Annotated in this window: 16 protein-coding genes and 1 tRNA gene; 4 read left to right on the top strand and 13 right to left on the bottom strand. The window is 71.7% G+C overall.

From position 1 onward, the window contains the following. Positions 1–20: 20 nt before the first annotated feature. The 6 genes from EDF33_RS13675 to EDF33_RS13650 form a co-directional block, all read right to left on the bottom strand. Complete coding sequence (locus tag EDF33_RS13675) at positions 21–1226, bottom strand: acyltransferase (protein WP_132100317.1); 1206 nt, start codon at positions 1224–1226, stop codon at positions 21–23. Continuing rightward, positions 1223–2716 (bottom strand): AMP-binding protein, encoded by a 1494-nt coding sequence (locus EDF33_RS13670; RefSeq protein ID WP_132100316.1) that lies wholly within the window; start codon positions 2714–2716, stop codon positions 1223–1225. The genes EDF33_RS13675 and EDF33_RS13670 overlap by 4 nt, the downstream gene beginning before the upstream one ends. Positions 2717–2738: 22 nt before the next feature. After that, positions 2739–3782, bottom strand: a complete 1044-nt coding sequence (locus EDF33_RS13665) for a hypothetical protein (RefSeq protein WP_132100315.1) — start codon at positions 3780–3782, stop codon at positions 2739–2741. Further along, complete coding sequence (coaE, locus tag EDF33_RS13660; RefSeq protein ID WP_132100314.1) at positions 3779–4381, bottom strand: dephospho-CoA kinase; 603 nt, start codon at positions 4379–4381, stop codon at positions 3779–3781. Before coaE ends, EDF33_RS13665 begins: the two co-directional genes overlap by 4 nt. A 91-nt stretch (positions 4382–4472) precedes the next feature. Next, the gene (gene rpsA / locus EDF33_RS13655) at positions 4473–5951 is read right to left on the bottom strand and encodes a 30S ribosomal protein S1 (RefSeq protein ID WP_111083948.1); all 1479 of its coding nucleotides are present in this window, start codon (positions 5949–5951) and stop codon (positions 4473–4475) included. 161 nt (positions 5952–6112) lie between these two features. Next, on the bottom strand, positions 6113–7792 hold the full coding sequence (locus tag EDF33_RS13650; RefSeq protein WP_132100313.1) for a DUF885 domain-containing protein: 1680 nt from the start codon (positions 7790–7792) through the stop codon (positions 6113–6115). 89 nt (positions 7793–7881) lie between these two features. On the opposite strand from EDF33_RS13650, the gene EDF33_RS13645 reads away from it, so the two are divergent. Next, on the top strand, positions 7882–8667 hold the full coding sequence (locus tag EDF33_RS13645; RefSeq protein ID WP_132100312.1) for a VOC family protein: 786 nt from the start codon (positions 7882–7884) through the stop codon (positions 8665–8667). 85 nt (positions 8668–8752) lie between these two features. Here EDF33_RS13645 and polA read toward each other — a convergent pair whose 3' ends face one another. Next, positions 8753–11422 carry a DNA polymerase I gene (gene polA / locus EDF33_RS13640; protein ID WP_132100311.1) on the bottom strand — a complete coding sequence of 890 codons (2670 nt, stop codon included), beginning with the start codon at positions 11420–11422 and terminating at the stop codon, positions 8753–8755. Positions 11423–11522: 100 nt separating this feature from the next. Between polA and EDF33_RS13635 the strand changes: the two genes are divergently transcribed. Further along, on the top strand, positions 11523–11891 hold the full coding sequence (locus EDF33_RS13635) for a hotdog fold thioesterase (RefSeq protein WP_111084165.1): 369 nt from the start codon (positions 11523–11525) through the stop codon (positions 11889–11891). Positions 11892–11937: 46 nt separating this feature from the next. Further along, positions 11938–12312 (top strand): VOC family protein, encoded by a 375-nt coding sequence (locus tag EDF33_RS13630; RefSeq protein ID WP_131879602.1) that lies wholly within the window; start codon positions 11938–11940, stop codon positions 12310–12312. A gap of 12 nt (positions 12313–12324) precedes the next feature. Here the strand turns inward: EDF33_RS13630 and EDF33_RS13625 are convergent, their stop codons facing one another. From EDF33_RS13625 to EDF33_RS13605, 5 genes are all read right to left on the bottom strand, one after another. Next, a complete protein-coding gene (locus tag EDF33_RS13625) occupies positions 12325–12795 on the bottom strand; it encodes a GNAT family N-acetyltransferase (RefSeq protein ID WP_159571203.1) in 471 nt (156 codons plus the stop codon). A 276-nt stretch (positions 12796–13071) separates the two neighbouring features. Beyond that, positions 13072–13677, bottom strand: coding sequence for a response regulator (locus tag EDF33_RS13620; protein WP_071291723.1), 606 nt, complete (start codon positions 13675–13677; stop codon positions 13072–13074). A gap of 113 nt (positions 13678–13790) precedes the next feature. Then, positions 13791–13872: transfer RNA gene (locus tag EDF33_RS13615), tRNA-Leu, on the bottom strand. Between the two features lie 12 nt (positions 13873–13884). After that, a complete protein-coding gene (locus EDF33_RS13610; protein ID WP_131920098.1) occupies positions 13885–15393 on the bottom strand; it encodes a HAMP domain-containing sensor histidine kinase in 1509 nt (502 codons plus the stop codon). Further along, the gene (locus EDF33_RS13605) at positions 15390–16073 is read right to left on the bottom strand and encodes a response regulator transcription factor (RefSeq protein WP_243692451.1); all 684 of its coding nucleotides are present in this window, start codon (positions 16071–16073) and stop codon (positions 15390–15392) included. Before EDF33_RS13605 ends, EDF33_RS13610 begins: the two co-directional genes overlap by 4 nt. A gap of 147 nt (positions 16074–16220) precedes the next feature. Here EDF33_RS13605 and EDF33_RS13600 point away from each other — a divergent pair, with 147 nt between their 5' ends. Beyond that, positions 16221–16739, top strand: a complete 519-nt coding sequence (locus EDF33_RS13600; RefSeq protein ID WP_131920094.1) for a hypothetical protein — start codon at positions 16221–16223, stop codon at positions 16737–16739. Between the two features lie 79 nt (positions 16740–16818). Here the strand turns inward: EDF33_RS13600 and EDF33_RS13595 are convergent, their stop codons facing one another. Then, positions 16819–17997 carry a helix-turn-helix domain-containing protein gene (locus EDF33_RS13595; RefSeq protein ID WP_132100309.1) on the bottom strand — a complete coding sequence of 393 codons (1179 nt, stop codon included), beginning with the start codon at positions 17995–17997 and terminating at the stop codon, positions 16819–16821. Between the last annotated feature and the right edge of the window lie 12 nt (positions 17998–18009).

The raw sequence follows: 18009 nt of genomic DNA, 5'->3' as shown, positions 1-18009 counted from the left end.
GGACGCCCGGAACGCACGGGTCAGCGCTGCGGGCTGCGCGCCCGACGCTGGGCGCGGGACGCGAGCGACGGCCGGCCGGTGAGCGGCACGCTCAGCGGAGTCCACCGGAACACCTCGGTGACCGCCACGGACAGCACCACCACGAGCAGGTACGTGACGAGCGTCAGCCACGGCCGCGGCACCACGGCCTCGAGCCAGCTGTCGCCGTACAGCAGGATCCAGATCAGGAACGGGTGGCTCAGGAAGATCCCGAACGACCGGTCCGAGGCGTAGTCGACGAAGCGCGCGACCGGGCTGCCGGGACGCCGACGATCCGCCCAGCGCGCACCGATCGCCAGGAAGCCGACGAAGACCGCGGTGCTCCACACGGCCTCGATCGGTTGCAGTGGCGTGCCGGCGGCGTAGAGCGACTGTCCGAGGGCGACCTGGAGCGCCCAGACACCGAGCGTCAGTGCGCCGACGCCGGCGAAGGCCCAGAGCGCGGCCCGGCGGTGCACCCGGATGAACCGGAGGAACGCGTCGGCGTGGTCGGCGGCGATCGCCCCGGAGACGATGAAGAACACGTACGAGAAGAAGAACTGCTTCTGGTAGCCGTGCAGCCAGGCGTCGCTCGCCGGGAAGTACTTGTACCCGGCGAACACGACGAGCTGCACCACCAGCGCCACGACGAGCGTCGTGACGTGGTGCCCGCGGGTCTTCCGGACCAGCCACACGATGACCGGCAACAGCAGGTACACCTGCATGGTCACGAGCAGGAAGTACAGGTGGTACCAGGACGAGCCGGTGACGATGCCCTCGGCGAGGGTGCGCACCAGGTCGGGCACGTCGCCCCGACGGGTGCTGCTGAGGAGCCAGCTCGAGCCGACGTACACGAACGACCACGCCAGGTACGGCACGCCGACGAGCAGGAACCGCTTCGGCCAGAACTGCGCCATCGGCCGCGGTCGCAGTGTGTAGCTGTAGACGAGCACGAACGCCGTCAGCGAGAAGAAGACGAGCCGCGTGAAGTGCAGCAGGGCGAGCAGCGCGTTCAGGCCGACGTCGTCGGAGGCGGCGGTGTGGCTGGTGGTGTGCACGCCGATGACGCAGGCGAAGGTCAGGATCCGGAGGACGTCGACCTCGTACAGGTGGCGTGGCTTGCCCGCCGCGGTGCGGGTCGGGGTCTGGACCTGCGGCTGGACCTGCGGCTGCGGCTGGGCCTGTGGCTGCGGCTGCACGCCGGTCACGACGGCTGCGCCATCGTCCGCACCTTCGCCCGCTGCACCTTGCCGGTGGGCGCGCGCGGCAGGTCGGGGACCACGATGATCTCGACGGGGCGGCGGAAGCGGGTGAGGTGGGCCTCGGCGCGCGCGGTCAGGTCGGCGACGAGCCCAGCGGCGTCCGCTGCGTCCTGCTGCAGGATCACGTACGCCACCGGGACGGCCCCGAGCACGTCGTCCGGCCGCCCGACCACCACGGCTTCGAGCACCCGGGGATCGCCGAGCAGGACGTCCTCGACCTCGGAGGGGTAGACCTTCTCGCCGCCACGGTTGATGACGTCGTCGGAGCGTCCGGCGAGCGAGACCCAGCCGTCCGCAGCGACGGACCCCACGTCTCCCGTGCTCAGCCAGCCGTCGGCGTCGAAGCGGTCGGGAGCGCGCCCGAACAGGTAGCGCCCGACGATCCCCGGGCCGCGCACCCACAGCGCACCGACCTCGTCGGCGGGCAGGGCTGCGCCGTCCTCGTCGCGTGCCTGCACCTCGGACCCGACGGGCACGCCGACGGTCCCGGGGCGAGCAGGCGCGTCCAGCGGTGTCGCGGTGATCTGCGACGCACCTTCGGTCATCCCCCAGCTCACGACGAGCGGGACGTCACCGAGTGCCGTGCGCACCGGGTCCGGCAGCGGTGCCGAAGCGCTCCGGACTAACCGGAGGCCCTCCGGGAAGTCCAACGGCCCGGTCTTCGCGAGCACGGCGAGGATCGCCGGCACCGCGTTCAGCCAGGTGATGCGCCGCTCGGCGAGCAGTTCCCAGAACCCGGTCCGCCGGAAGCGCACGTCGAGCACGAGCGTCGCCCCGGCGACGAGCGTCGCCAGTAGGCCGACGACCTCGGCGTTGACGTGGAACAGCGGCAGCGAGTTGAACCCGCGGTCGCGGCCGGTCAACCCGTTGTGCCGCGCGACCGCCCGCGCGACGAACAGCAGCTGCGACTCCGGCAGCTCGACGCCCTTCGGAGCGCCGGTCGACCCGGAGGTGAAGAGCACCACGGACCCCTCGCCCGGTGCGTCCGGGCTCTGCGTGGGCACGTCACCGTCACGGACGGCGGCCGGGAGGAACGTGGCCGCGTCGATCCCGCTGGCGGGCACTCCGGGGACGGTCCCGTCCACGGCGCGGTCCGACACCACGATCGAGGCCCCGCCGATCAGGTCTGCGAGACGGCCCGGCTCGGTCGCCGGCTGTCCGGTGTCCACCGGGACGGCACGGCGCCCGGTCGCCACGGCGGTCAGGTGCACCACGGCGAACGCGAGGGGGTCGCCGACGTCGACGAGGACGGCTCCGGAGGCGGGTACGCCGATCGCGTCGAACGTCGCGGACCAGGCGGTCACGGCGTCCTCGAGCGCTCGGTAGGTCAGGACGCGCGCGGAACGGGCGTCCTCCAGGTAGGGGCGCTCGGGGCTCTCCGCCGCGCGGTCGCGGATGAGCGAGCGCAGGTCGGGTTCTCCGTCGACGGGCTGCACCAGCAGAGGCTATTGCGCGAGCCTATGAGCCGTCAGAGGGGAACCGGTGCAGCATCCACTGCCAGAGCGCGGTCATCCGGGGTTCCCCGTCCGGTCCGAGCGGCGTGGAGTCCTTGATGATGAACGAGTGCGCCTTCCCCCGGCCCCGGACGTCGGTCAGGATCGCGTGCGGGTCCGCGCCGGCGAGCGGTGGATCGGTGTCCGTCCGGAAGGGGCCGTCGACGCCGTCGAGCCCGAGGACCCGCCACGACCCGGTGATCCGCGGGCCGAAGGTGTCGCGGACGTCGTCGACGGCGTACATCCGGGCGACGGGGGTCTTGCCGGGGCGGTTCATCCACGCCGCGTGCGACGGCCCCCGTGACTCGACGGGCGACGAGAACATCAGCGCGCCGCGGACGGACCGGATGTGCGCGATGTACGCCGCCTCGCCGCCGCCCTGGGAGTGTCCCGCCACGACGATGTCCTGCCAGGCGATGTCGTCGTCACCCTGCACGAAGCGGCCCCACCCGCCGTCGGGGTCGTGGTCGTCGAGGTAGGCCACCGCGTCACGGAAACGCGACACGATCGACCCGGCGGGCGTCACCGAACTGAACTCGGACTGACGGGTGCCGTCGAACCGGTTGCGCTGCACCATGCCGTAGCAGCGGGCGTCGGACTCACACGTGCCGGACAGGGTGCGACCGAGGTTCCAGTAGTCCAGCCCGAGCACGTGGTACCCGTCCGCCAGGGCCTGCCCGAGGAACCGCTGGTACTCCGCCGGGCGGGACCTCGTCGCGGGCAGGAACAACAGCAGGGGGCCGTCGGTCGAGGTGCGGGCGGCGAAGTCGTCGCGGTTCGGGGTCAGTCGCTCGCCGTTGACGGTTCCGAGACGGAAGCGGTGGAACTCCCCCTCGGGTCCGCGCTCGTCGCCCGACGGTGGCTCGTCGGCGTGCGAACGATCGATCGTGGGGACCCGTCCCTCGTCCTCGATGCGCTGCGCACCGAGCAGGTTCGCCGCGACCAGCGCGCCGCCGCCGATCGCGACGAGCACGATCGCGGCGAGGACGAGCAGCAGACGGTGCTTCACGAGGTGATCCGCGACCACACCTCGTCGGCCGATCGGATCGTCTGGTCGAGGGTGCCCGTCGCGTCGACGACGTGGTCGGCGAGGGCGAGTCGGTCGGCGTCGCTCGCCTGTGCGGCCACCCGGCGCTCGGCCTCGTCGCGTTCCATGGCACGGTGCTCCACCAGCCGCTCGATGCGCTGCGCAGCGGGGGCGTCGACGACCACGACCGCATCGAACCGGAGCGGCCGGGATCCGCGGGCCTCGGCGAGCAGGGGTACGTCGTACACGACGACGGCGTCCGGGTCGGCGGCTTCGGCCGCGTCGAACGCACGCTGGGCGAGCCGCCAGACCTCGGGGTGGGTGATCGCCTCGAGGTCCTTGCGTGCCGCCGGGTCGGAGAACACGATCGCTCCGAGCGCGGGGCGATCGAGTGAGCCGTCGGCCGCGATCACCGAGTGACCGAAGCGCTCGGCGACCTGCGCGAGCCCGGGGCTGCCGGGTGCGACGGCGTCCCGTGCCAGCCGGTCGGCATCGACGACGATGCCGCCGAGCTCCGCCCACCGCTTGGAGACCGTCGACTTGCCCGCGGCGATGCCGCCCGTGAGACCGATGATGCGCACTGCGACAGGCTAACGACCCGCAGCGTGGAAACGCCGGAAGCCCGGCACCCCCTGGGGGATGCCGGGCTTCCGGTCAGTGCGACTCGCTCGATCAGTTGGTCGAGCTGAGCTTCTCGCGGAGCGCCGCCAGCGAAGCGTCGTCGGCGAGGGGGCTTGCACCACCGGTCTCGCTCGAGAACGACGACGAAGAGGAAGCGGACGACGTCGATGCGCCGGCCGGGAGGTCGAAGCCACCCTTTTCCTCGTCGGCGATGGTCTTCGCGACCTGCGCCTTGTGGGCTTCCCAACGACCCTGGGCGGCCGCGTACTGGCCCTCCCACTCGGTGCGCTGGGTGTCGTAGCCCTCGAGCCACTCGTTCGTCTCCGGGTCGAAGCCGTCCGGGTACTTGTAGTCACCCTTGTCGTCGTACTCGGTCGGCATGCCGTAGAGCGCCGGGTCGAACTCGGTGCCCTCGGGGTCCACGCCCTCGTTCGCCTGCTTGAGGCTGAGCGAGATGCGGCGACGGTCGAGGTCGATGTCGATGATCTTGACGAAGACCTCGTCGTTGACCGAGACGACCTGCTCGGCGAGCTCGACGTGCTTGTTCGAGAGCTCGGAGATGTGCACCAGGCCCTCGATGCCGTCGGCAACGCGGACGAAGGCACCGAACGGGACGAGCTTCGTGACCTTGCCCGGTGCGATCTGACCGATCGCGTGGGTGCGGGCGAAGACCTGCCACGGGTCCTCCTGCGTCGCCTTGAGCGAGAGCGACACGCGCTCACGGTCCAGGTCGACCTCGAGGATCTCGACAGTGACTTCCTGACCGACCTCGACGACCTCGCTGGCGTGCTCGATGTGCTTCCAGCTGAGCTCGGAGACGTGGACGAGACCGTCGACGCCGCCGAGGTCCACGAACGCACCGAAGTTGACGATCGAGGACACGATGCCCTTGCGGACCTGGCCCTTGTGCAGGTTGTTGAGGAACGTGGTCCGGGACTCGGACTGCGTCTGCTCGAGGAGCGCACGGCGCGACAGGACCACGTTGTTGCGGTTCTTGTCGAGCTCGAGGATCTTCGCCTCGATCTCCTGGCCGAGGTACGGCGTGAGGTCGCGGACGCGACGGAGCTCGATGAGCGAGGCGGGGAGGAAGCCGCGGAGACCGATGTCGACGATCAGGCCACCCTTGACGACCTCGATGACCGTGCCGGTCACGACGCCGTCGGACTCCTTGATCTTCTCGACGTCGCCCCATGCGCGCTCGTACTGCGCACGCTTCTTGGACAGGATGAGGCGACCTTCCTTGTCCTCCTTCTGGAGGACCAGGGCCTCGACCTCGTCGCCGACCTTGACGACCTCGTTGGGGTCGACGTCGTGCTTGATCGAGAGCTCGCGCGAGGGGATGACGCCCTCGGTCTTGTAACCGACGTCGAGGAGGACCTCGTCGCGGTCGATCTTCACGACGGTGCCGGAGATGAGATCACCGTCGTTGAAGAACTTCAGGGTCTTCTCGACCTCGGCCAGGAAGTCATCAGCCGAACCGATGTCGTTGATGGCGACCTGCTTAGGAGCCTTGGTCGTAGTGGTTGTCATGTAGAGATTGCTCCGAACGGACATGAGTCGGGCCGTGGCGTGCGGGGAGTCGAAGACCCCCGTGGTGCTCCGCCGTGGCGATTGATTGAGTGGCGCGGATTGCGCCGCACAAGTCTAACCGCACCGGCGGAGCCCCCACAACCGGGCGTGTCACCCGCGCGTCAGCCGAGCAGCGCGCTCCGCAGCGTGTCGAGACCGATGCTGCCGAGGGCGAGCGCACGACGGTGGAACGACTTCAGGTCGAAGTCGGCGCCTTCGCGGGCGGCGACCTCGTCGCGGATCGACTCCCACACGCGCTGGCCCACCTTGTACGACGGCGCCTGTCCTGGCCACCCGAAGTACCGCGCGACCTCGAACTGCACGAACGCGTCGTCCATGTTCACGTTCTCGCGCATGAAGTCGAGGGCGTACTCCCACGTCCAGCCGCCGCCGTCCGGGTTGGTCTTCTGCAGGTGCACGCCGATGTCGAGCACCACGCGGGCGGCACGCATGCGCTGGCCGTCGAGCATGCCCAGCCGGTCGCCGTCGTCGTCGAGGAACCCGAGCTGCTCCATCAGGCGCTCGGCGTAGAGCGCCCAGCCCTCGACGTGCCCGGACGATCCGGACAGCTGGCGGCGCCACGTGTTCAGCTCACCGCGGTTGTAGACGCCCTGGCTGATCTGCAGGTGGTGCCCGGGGACGCCCTCGTGGTAGACCGTCGTCTTCTCGCGCCAGGTGCCGAACTCGGTGACGCCCTCGGGCACCGACCACCACATCCGGCCCGCGCGCGAGAAGTCGTCGGACGGCCCGCTGTAGTAGATCCCGCCTTCCTGCGTCGGGGCGATGCGGCACTCCAGCCGGCGGATCGGCTCCGGGATGTCGAAGTACGTGCCGGCCATCGCCGCGACGGAGGCGTCGCTCGTCTCCTGCATCCAGCGCTGCAGGGCGTCCGTGCCGTGCAGGATCCGCGACGGGTCGGTGTCCAGCACCTCGATCGCCCGGGCCACGCTGGCACCCGGTTCGATCCGGTCCGCGATCCGCTCCTGCTCGTCACGCATGCGGGCGAGTTCCTCGAGGCCCCACTCGTACGTCTCGTCCAGGTCGACGACGGCACCGAGGAACCGGCGGGAGTGCAGCTCGTAGGCCTCGCGCCCGACGGCGTCGACCGGGGTGGCGAGCGGCAACAGCTCGTGCTCGAGGAACTGCCCGAGGCTCCGGTACGCGGCCGACGCGACCTCGGCCCCGCGGGTCAGCTCGGCACGGAGCGAGTCCGGCACGGGAGAGCCGTCGTCGAACGCCGCACCCTCGGCGAGCCGGCGGAAGAAGCCGTCCTCGGCACCGTTGCGGGCGGCCTGCTCCGCGACCAGGGCGACCTGCCGCTTCGCCGGGGTCACGTCCTCGCGCGTGCCCTCGAGCAGGGTCTCGCGGATGCCCTCGAGCGCGTCCGGCAACGCGTGCAGTCGGCTGGCGACGTCGTGCCAGTCCGACTCGGTCGCCGTCGGCATCAGGTCGATGATCTCGCGGACCGACTGGGCCGGGCTCGCGATCACGTTGAGGTCGCGGAGGTGCAGCTTCCGCGCGTACGACTCCTGCACCAGGTCGAGTTCGGCACCGAGGTCCGCCTTCGTGACCTCGTCGACGGGGTCCACCACGGCCGCGGCGTCGAGCGCGCGCTTCGCCGCCCGTGCCGCGTCGGCCAGGGCGGCCGCGCCGGCGGGCGAGGTGTCGCCGTACTCCCCGGTGCGACCCGGCACACCGATGTACGTGGCCGTCGTCGGGTCGAGGTCGACGAGGGTGGCGACCCATCCCTCGGCCACGTGGTCGACGGCGGTCTGCTGGCGGACGGGACGCTCTTCGCTCATGCTTCGACCCTACCGACCGGCTCGGACGGCGGACAGCGGTCCTAGGATCGTGGCCACCGGGACCGTCCGGTCAGAGGAAAGGATGTTGCATGTCCGAACACGATGGTCGCTGGACCGAGGGCACGCCCTGCTGGTCCGACCTGGGTGTGCCCGACGTGGACGCGGCCCGCACCTTCTACACCGAGGTGTTCGGGTGGCACGTCGAGGACGGCCCCGCTGAGGCCGGTGGGTACGTCACGGCGCTCCTCGGTGGCCGCCCGGTGGCCGGGATCGGTCCGCTCACGGGCGAGGGACAGCCGCCGAGCTGGACGGCGTACCTCGCCACCGACGACGTCGATGCCATCACCGCTCGCGTCACCACCGCAGGCGGCAGCGTCCTGACACCCGCGTTCGACGTGCTCGATGCCGGTCGGATGGCGATCGCCGCAGACCCGACGGGTGCGGTCGTGGGACTCTGGCAGGCAGGGGCGCACGACGGCTCCGGTCGGGTCAACGAGCCCGGTGCTCCGTGCTGGGCCGAGGTGCACACGCGCGACGCCGAGGCGGCGAAGGCCTTCTACACGGCCCTGTTCGGCTGGTCGTACGACGTGTTCGGCGATCCGTCGGAGCCCTACGCCTCGGCGAAGCTGCCCGGAGCGCCCGCCGAGGCCGACCCGGTCGCTGGCGTCTTCGCGCCACCAGGCGGACTGCCGGAGGGCGTCCCGGCGTACTGGTTGACGTGGTTCGGCTCGGACGACACCGACGCGACCGTCGAGGCGGCCGTCCAGCGGGGTGGGACCGCCCTGATGGAGCCGTTCGACAGCCCGTTCGGGCGCTCGGCGATCGTGCTCGGCCCCCAGGGCGAGCTGTTCGGCGTCGTCGCGATGCCGGCCTGAGGGCCCGGCCACGAACGGACGGGAGGCCCGGTGCCAGCTGGCACCGGGCCTCCCGTCCGTTCTGTGGTCGCGTCGCGACCCGCGGTCAGTGCGCCGCGCTCTCCCAGTTCGCACCGAGACCGACCGAGACGTCGAGCGGCACGGTGAGTTCGGCGGCGTTGCCCATCCGGGTGCGCAGGATCTCCTCGACGCGGTCCTGTTCACCGGGCGCGACCTCGAGGATGAGCTCGTCGTGCACCTGGAGCAGCAGGTGCGACTCGAGTCCGCCGTCGCGCAGGTCCTGGTCGACGCCGAGCATCGCGATCTTCATGATGTCGGCCGCCGAGCCCTGGATCGGCGCGTTCAACGCAGCGCGCTCAGCGTTCTCGCGCAGGACGCGGTTCGGGCTCTTCAGGTCCGGGAACGGCCGGCGACGACCGAAGATCGTCTCGGTGTAGCCGTCCTCGCGCGCCTGCTCGACGACGTTGCGCAGGTAGTCGCGCACGGCGCCGAACCGGGCGAAGTACTCGGTCATGAGCGTCCGGGCCTCGGACTGCTCGATGCGGAGCTGCTTCGACAGCCCGAACGCGCTGAGCCCGTAGGCCAGGCCGTACGACATCGCCTTGACCTTGGTGCGCATCTCGGCGGAGACCTCGGCCGGCTCGACGCCGAACACCCGGGCGCCGACGAAGCGGTGCAGGTCCTCGCCCTCGTTGAACGCCTGGATGAGACCGGGGTCGCCGGACAGGTGCGCCATGATGCGCATCTCGATCTGCGAGTAGTCGGCCGTGATGAGCGTCGTGTACGGCTCCGCGACGGCGAACGCCGACCGGACCCGGCGTCCGACCGCGGTCTTCACCGGGATGTTCTGCAGGTTCGGATCGGTCGACGAGATGCGGCCGGTGCTGCTGCCGGTCTGCTCGTACCGGGTGTGGATGCGCCCGTCGACGATCGCCGCGTCGAGCGTGTCGACGATCTGGCGGAGCTTCGTGGCGTCGCGGTGCTGCAGCAGCAGGCCGAGGAACGGGTGCGGGTGCTGCTCCTGCAGGTCGGCCAGGCTCGCGGCGTCGGTCGAGAACCCGGTCTTCGTCTTGCGGGTCTTCGGCATCGCGAGCTCGGTGAACAGCACTTCCTGCAGCTGCTTCGGCGACCCGAGGTTCACCTCGTGCCCGATCTCGGCGAACGCCTGCTGCGCCAGCTCTGCGGCACGCTCCCCCAGTTCCTTCGACAGCCCCGTGAGCACCGGGCGGTCGATGCCGACACCGATCGTCTCCATGCTCGCGAGCACCGACACCAGCGGGAGCTCGATGTCGTCGAGGACCTTGAGCGACGACTCGTCGATCCGGGCACGGAGCGCCGTGGTGACCCGCAGGACGAACCACGCGTGCACGCCGACGTTGACCGGGTCGGTCTCCGGCACGAGCTGGTTCGGGTCGGCGGTGGGGAGCTCTTCGCCGAGCTCCTGGTAGACGAGGTCGGCCAGCGGCTGGCCCTGCTTACCGGGCTGGGCGAGCCACCCCGTGATGCGGGCGTCGCCGGCGATGCCGTTCACGACGAAACCTGCGGTCGCGAGCACCTTGATCGCGGTCTTGGCGTCGTGGAAGTGCTTCGGAGCGTCGGAGGCGAACCACGCCGACAGCTGCTCGTAGTCCTTCGCGCCGCTGCCACCGGGCACCTGGACGGCGTCGTCGTGGGTGGCGATGCCGATGGTGCTGAGTCGGCCGTCGATGACCTCGACCGCGACGCCGTAGCCGTTCGCCGCCTCGGACGCGTTGCGGCGCTCGAGCCAGTACCCGAGTTCCTCGTCGATCAGGGTCTTCACCGACGGCGGGGTCGCGGCGCCGTCGGTCACCCCGCCCTCTGCCGGCTGCTCGGATGGTTCACCGGAGCCGGCGACCTTGAAGACGCGGTCGAGCAGCGTGCGGAACTGCAGCTTGGCGAACAGCTCGCGCACGGCGGTCTCGTCGAGGGGCCGGAGCGCGACGTCGGCCGGACCGACGGGCAGTTCGACGTCGGTGACCAGGCGGTTGAGCCGGCGGTTGCGGACGGCACGGTCCTGCTGCTCGCGCAGGTTGTTGCCGACGACGCCCTTGATCTCGTCCGCGTGTTCGAGGACCCCCTCGAGCGAGCCGTACTGCGTGACCCACTTCACCGCGGTCTTCTCGCCGACCTTGTCGATGCCGATCAGGTTGTCGCTGGTCTCGCCGACGAGCGCGGCGATGTCCGGGTACTGGTGCGGCTCGATGCCGTAGCGCTCGTACACCTTGTCGCGGTCGTACCGCGTGAGTTCGGAGACGCCACGGACCGACGGGTACAGCAGTGTCACGTCGTCGTTGACGAGCTGGATGGCGTCGCGGTCGCCGGAGACGACGTACACCTGGTACCCCTGCGCCGCACCCTGGGACGACAGGGTCGCGAGGATGTCGTCGGCCTCGTAGTCCTCCTTCGTCACCGTCGTGATGCCCATCGCCTCGAGCGCCTGCTGCAGCAGCGGGATCTGCCCCTTGAACTCGGCCGGGGTCTCGGAGCGGGTGCCCTTGTACGCCTCGTACTCACGGGTGCGGAACGAGAACCGGGAGATGTCGAACGCCACCGCCAGGTGCGTCGGCTTCTCGCGCTGCAGGAGCATGAGCAGCATCGAGATGAAGCCGTGGATGGCGTTCGTGTGCTGCCCGTCGCGGTTCACGAAACTGTCGACCGGCAGCGCGTAGAAGGCCCGGAAGGCGAGCGAGTGGCCGTCGATGACCATGAGGGTAGGCTTTGCGGAGTCCGACACCCGGACAGCCTACCGACGCCATCCGACACAGGAGTTCGAGCGCGTGACCGACGAAGCCACCATCACCGGGAACGTCGACGAGCGGCTCGCTGCCCGCGGGATGGGCGAGCTCGCCGACAAGATGGGCATGGTCATCACCGAGATGTCGGCCGACCGCGCCGTCGGCAGCATCCCGGTCGAGGGCAACCGCCAACCGGTCGGCCTGCTGCACGGGGGCGCCTACGTCGTCCTCGCCGAGAGCCTCGGTTCGATGGCCGCCAACGTGCACGCCGGCGAGGGCCGCTACGCCGTCGGCATCGAGCTGAACGCCTCGCACACCCGCAGCGCCACGTCCGGCACCGTCACCGGTGTCTGCACCGCGATCCACCTCGGCAACACGCTCACCACGCACGAGATCGTGCTCACCGACGACCAGGGGCGCCGCTGCTCCACCGTCCGCATCACCAACCTCATCCGCGAGGCACGCTGAACTGCGAACAGCGCTGAACCCCTCGCACGCACGCAGGGAGTCCGTCATGGACTGGAAGATCGAACTCGTCATGTTCCCCGTCAGCGACGTCGACCGGGCCCGCGAGTTCTACGAACGCATCGGCTTCACGATCGACCACGACCAGCGCGTGTCCGACGACGTGCGGTTCGTGCAGGCCACCCCGCCCGGGTCGGCGTGCTCGATCGCGTTCGGCGAGGGCATCATGTCGCCCGACGTCCAGCCCGGGTCGCTGAAGTCCGTCCAGGTGGTGGTCCCCGACGCCGACGAAGCCCTCGCCCACCTGCAAGGACTCGGCGTCGACGCGATCGGTGTCGACGAACTGGCCTGGGGTCGCTTCGTGTTCTTCACCGACCCGGACGGCAACGCCTGGACGCTCCAGCAGCTCCCCGCGCGCGGCTGAGGCACCGGGCGCTCAGTCCTCTGGCGGACGCTGCAGCAGCAACCGTGCGTCGCCGAAGCCGAGCCGTCGGTACAGCCGCTCCCCGTCGACGCTCGAGTGCACCGAGGTCCGCTCGACGCCGAGGTCGTCCGCGATGTCGAGCAGCGCGGTGACGAGTCGTCCGGCGACGCCGAGCCCGCGCAGGTCGGGGTGCACGTAGACGGTCTGCACGTCGGCGGTCAGGCGTCGCCCCGGCCGGTCCGGGGTCGGCGGCCGGGCGACGAGTCCGAGCCACGCCATGCCGAGCACCGCACCGTCGCGCTCCGCGACCACGCACCGGTGCGTGTCCGGGTGTTCGCGGGCGAAGGCCGTCATCGCCGCGCGGTAGTCGTCCGGCGTCGCGGCCGGCTCGGCGCCGCCCTCGCCCACACTCCACCGCCACCGCAGGTCGGCCACCGCCGGCATGTCGTCAGGCCGGGAGGCCCGGATCACCACGTCGTCCACGGCTCCAGCCTGCCAGGTGGTCGCCTCCACCGCCCCACGCGCCCGTGGCCGCCAGTGCATGCGTCCGCACACTCCGACAGACCACGCGTCGATCAACTGGTGTCGTGTCGCAACATGCACACGCAGACGATGCGTCTGCACACTGCGACAGAACACGCGTCGATCGACCGGTGTCGTGTCGGAACATGCACACACACCGAGCGCGCCACGCGCCCGGGAACGCAGCAGCGCCGCCGGACCGGGGTCCGACGGCGCTGGTGTGAGCGACGGGTGGTACTACTTCTTGGCGCTGAGCTGCTCGATGATCGCCTTGGCGACGTCGTGCATGGTCAGACGGCGGTCCATCGAGGCCTTCTGGATCCAGCGGAACGCCTCGGGCTCGGTGAGGCCCATCTTCTCGTTGAGCAGGCCCTTGGCGCGGTCGACGAGCTTGCGGGTCTCGAAGCGCTCGACGAGGTCGGCGACCTCGGCCTCGAGCGTGATGATCTGCTGGTACCGCGAGAGGGCGATCTCGATCGCGGGGAGCAGGTCGTTCGGGGTGAACGGCTTGACCACGTAGGCCAGCGCGCCGGCCTCGGTCGCACGCTCGACGAGGTCCTTCTGGCTGAACGCCGTGAGGAGGACCACCGGAGCGATGTGGTTCTTGGACAGCTTCTCGGCTGCGGAGATGCCGTCGAGCTGAGGCATCTTGACGTCCATCACGACGAGGTCGGGACGGAGGTCGGTGGCGAGCTGCACGGCGGTCTCGCCGTCGCCGGCCTCGCCGACCACGTCGAACCCGTTGTCGCGGAGGATCTCGACGATGTCGAGGCGGATGAGCGACTCGTCCTCGGCGACGACGACGCGACGGGGTGCTGTTGCAGTTGCTTCTGTGTCACTCACAGCCGCAAGCCTACTAGACGTCAGAAGTGCTTCATGTCAGCACACGACAATCGGTTGGTACGAGTGGCGGGACGCGGTACCGGAACAGCCACGCACGCCGTGAGCCTGCGTTGTACGAGTGGCGGGACTTGAACCCGCACGCCGTGAGGCAGAGCATTTTGAGTGCCCCGTGTCTGCCGATTCCACCACACTCGCGAGGCCTCCAGGCTAGCAGGGCCCCCGCCCCTCGACCGCCGCCGGCAGCCGCAGGTCGAACACCGCACCGCCGAGCACGTCGCCCTCGCCGCCTTCGTTGTCGTCGGCGTGCTGCAGGGACCCGCCGTGCGCCTCGGCGATGCCCCGTGCGATCGGCAGGCCCAGTCCGGCCCCGCCGGAACGGGCGTCGCGAGCGGCCTCGAGGCGGACGAGTCGGTCGAACACCCGCACGCGGTCCTGGGCCGGGATGCCCGGACCATCGTCCGCCACCCGGAGCACGGGGCCCGCTCCCCGGTCGTCGAGGGAGACGACGATCCGGCCGGCGGGTCCGGCAGCGCGGGCGGCGTTGTCGACGAGGTTCCCGACGACCTGGGCGAGCCGCTCGGGGTCGACGTCGGCGCACACGGGCCGCTCGGGCACCACGACCTCGAGCGCGACGGACGGCAGCCGCAACCGCAGCCGGTCGCCCTCCGCCACCAGGAAGGCGCCGAGGTCCACCGGTCGTCGGTCGAGTTCGATCCCCCGGTCGAGCCGGGCCATCGTGAGCATGTCCTCGATGAGCCGTGCGGCTCGGTCGGCCTGGCGGACGACGTGCACGGCGAGCACCTCGCGCGTGGCGACGTCGCCGCCACCGTCGCGCACGAGCGTGTCGGCTGCAGCCCGGACCCCGGCGACCGGCGTCCGCAGCTCGTGCGCGGCGTCGGAGAGGAACGAGCGGACCCGTGCCTCCGCGGCGACCGCCTCACGCTCCGCGCCCTCGACGGCGTCGAGCATCTCGTCCAGGGCGACGGCGACGCGACCGATCTCGGTGTCCTGCCGCGAGGGTCGGAGTCGCCGCCCACGGTCGCCGCCCGCGATCGACCGCGCGGTCGTCGCCATCTCGTCGAGCGGCCGCAGGGACCGCCGGACGACGACCACCACCCCGAGGACGGCGACCCCGAGGAACGCCGCGGAGGCACCGCCCATGACCCAGCCGAGCTGGACCAGGGTGTCCTGCACATCGCGGGTCCCGGCGGTCAGCGTGATGCGGGTGCCGTCGTCGAGTCGGCTCACGAGGGTGAGCACCCCGTCGTCCTCGCGCACGGACGACGACGTGACCGTGGCGCCGTCCTCGGTGGTCGTCGGCGTCGCCGCGGCCGTGGGTGTGGTCCCGCCGACGAGTGCGCTGCCGCGCGGAACCGTTGCCGGCAGGCTGCCGGGGTCCGGCGGGCCCGTCCGCAGCTGGTCCGGCGTCGGACCGGCCTCGACGGCCCCGCCGTCCGGCCGGACGATGCGCACCGACAGCCCCTGCGCGGAGAGCCGGTCGGCGAGGTCCTCGGCGTCGACGGTCCCGACGAGCGCCGCGGCGGCCGACGCCCGGTCACGGAGCCGGTCCTCGGCCTGGGCGCGCAGTCGGATGCCGAGCAGCACCTCGACGGCGACCGCCAGCCCGGCGAGCAGCACCGCGAGCAGGACCACGATCGCGACGACCGTGCGCAGCCGCAACGAGGTCGTGCGGAGCGCGCCGTCGTGGACCCTCACGCCGCCGTCCGCTCGTCGCTCAGCCGGTACCCGAGGCCGCGGACGGTGTGCACGAGCCGCGGCCCGTGCGCCTCCATCTTGCGTCGGAGGGCGCTGAGGTGGACCTCGACGACGTTCGCCGCGACGTCGTCGTAGCCCCACACCTGCGTCGTGATCTGCCCCTTCGACACGGTGCGGCCCCGGCTCTCGGCGAGGAACCGCAGCAGGCGGAACTCCGTCGCGGTGAGGTCGAGCAGGACCCCGGCACGCCGAGCGGTGGCGGCGTCCGGGTCGAGGACGAGGTCGCCGACCTCGACGACCGACGGGATCCGCCCGCGCCGCCGGAGCACCGCCGTCACCCGCGCCACCAGCTCGGCCATCGCGAACGGCTTCACCACGTAGTCGTCGGCACCCTCGGCGAAGCCGCGCAAGCGCTCGTCGAGCTCGTCCCGCGCGGTCATCATGACGACGGCGGCGTCCGAGGTGGAGCGCACCCGGCCGGCGAGCACGATGCCGCTCGGCCCGGGCAGCATCCAGTCCAACAGGACGAGGTCGGGTGCGGCGCGTCGGAGGTCCTCGACGAGGTCGCGTCCGTCGGATGCCTCGGCGACCGAGAAGCCCTCCGCACGCAGGGTCGTCGCGACGGAGGTCCGGATGGAGTCGTCGTCGTCGACGACCAGGATTCGAGCGGGAACAGGCACGGCGGACACCGTAGGACGCTCCGGCGGCCACCGAGCATGGAGGACGCTGGAGAACCCCTGTGCTTCAGGCATGCTTCAGATTCGGACTCGAGCGTCGTCTCCAGCGGCGGATCACCCGGATCCGCCCGGTCACGGAACGGAACCACCATGCTCGACGAACGAGACGACTCGACCACCACCGCCACCCCGCGACGCGGCGCACTCCTGCGACGGGTCGGGATCGGCACGGCCGCAGCCGCGGTGCTGGTGCTCGGCGGGTTCGGCATCGCCACGGCGAACGCCGCGACGACGACCCCGGCGCCGAGCGCCCCGACCGGTGCGCCGAGCGGTGCACCGGACAGCGCGACCACACCGGCCCCGGTTCCGTCGGACGGCGACACCGCGACGGTGCCCGCACCACCCGAGGGCGGCCCCGCGGCGGCGCCCGGCTGCACGGCGCTGCCGAAGGCCGGCGACACCGCGACGGTGCCCGTGCCGCCGAAGGGCGACGAGGGGAAGGCACCCACCCCGCCGAAGCACGGTGCGAAGCCCACGGCACCCACCCCGCCGAAGGACGGTGCGAAGACCACGGCACCCACCCCGCCGAAGGACGGTGCGAAGCCCACGACGCCCACCCCGCCGACGCCCGACGCGACCACCACGCCGGCGCCGACCTCCGGTTCCTGATCACCAGGCCGGGAGGCGCGCACCGTCGGCGGTCCCGACCGCGCGGGGCGTGCCTCCAGGCCGGGTCGTCCCGACCGGCTCAGGGACCCTCGAGCGCCTCGATCGCCGCCACGAGACCGGCTCGTCGCGGCGACCGCCGCGGCAGGACCGCGAGCAGCGCGCGGAGCACGCGCGCGTCCGCCGCCCCGTCCGGCGTCCGCGCCCACGCGAGCAGCGCCTCGACGCTGCCGTCCGCGACGACCGACTCGCGGAACCGACCGCGCACCAGGTCGCGCACGGCGTCCACCCCCGGCGCAGCCGACCCCGGCAAGACGGGCCCGGTGTACCGGTCGACGGCCTGGAGGCGCGCCCCGCGGTCGAGCGCGGACAGCACCGTGTCGACGTCGGTCCCCATCCCGGTCACCCGGTACGGTCGCGACGTCACGGTCACGCCCGACGCGTGCTCCGCGAGGACCCGTCGGAGCCGCACCACCTCGGCGCGCAGCGTCACGACGGCGCCGGCGTCGCCGTACACGGCGTGCGCGAGGTCGGCGGCCGCCAACCCGTCGGGGTGGGCGGCGAGGACGACCAGGAGCTCGGAGTGCCGCGCGGACAGGTGGACCCGGCGGTCGTGGACGCGCAGGACGGCGGTGTCGGTGCCGAGGACCGTCAGCTCCGCGCCGGGCGCGCGCGGCGTCGACGCGGCGGGCCTCGGCAACCGGCTCGCGGCCAAGGCGAGCTGCGCCTCGGCGGCGGCGACCGTGGCCGCGAGGAGCGAGAGGGTGTGCCGTTCGACGGCCCGGTCGTCGCCTGTCAGGTCGAGCACGCCGACGGTGGCCCCGTGGGCGTCGTGCACGGGCACTGCGGTGCACGACCACGGCTTGACGGCGTTCGCGTAGTGCTCGTCGGAGCGGATCTGCACCGGCCGGTCGAGCCGCAGGGCGGTACCGGGCGCGCTCGTGCCGACGCGGTCCTCGGCCCAGTCGGCGCCTGGGACGAAGCCCATGTCCTCGGCCGCACGTCGGGCCGTCCGCGCGCCGTCGACCCACACGAGCCGACCGGAGGCGTCACCGACTGCCAGGACGCAGCCGGCGGACCGGGTGTCGTCGAGCAGCAGGTGCCGGACCACGGGCAGCAGGGTGGCGAGCGGGCCGTCCCGGCGGGCGGCGTCGAGCTCGTCGTCACCGAGTGCGAGCGATGGCACGCCGTCCGGGTCGACCGCCGCGGACCGCCGCCAGGACGCGGCAACGAGCGGGCGGAGCCGGTCGGGTGCGCGCATGCGTCCTCCGAT

This window comes from Curtobacterium sp. PhB146 (genome assembly GCF_004342995.1).
GTDB lineage: Bacteria > Actinomycetota > Actinomycetes > Actinomycetales > Microbacteriaceae > Curtobacterium.
The sequence above is the reverse complement of the archived record's forward strand: the minus strand, read 5'-3'. Positions and strand labels throughout refer to the sequence as shown.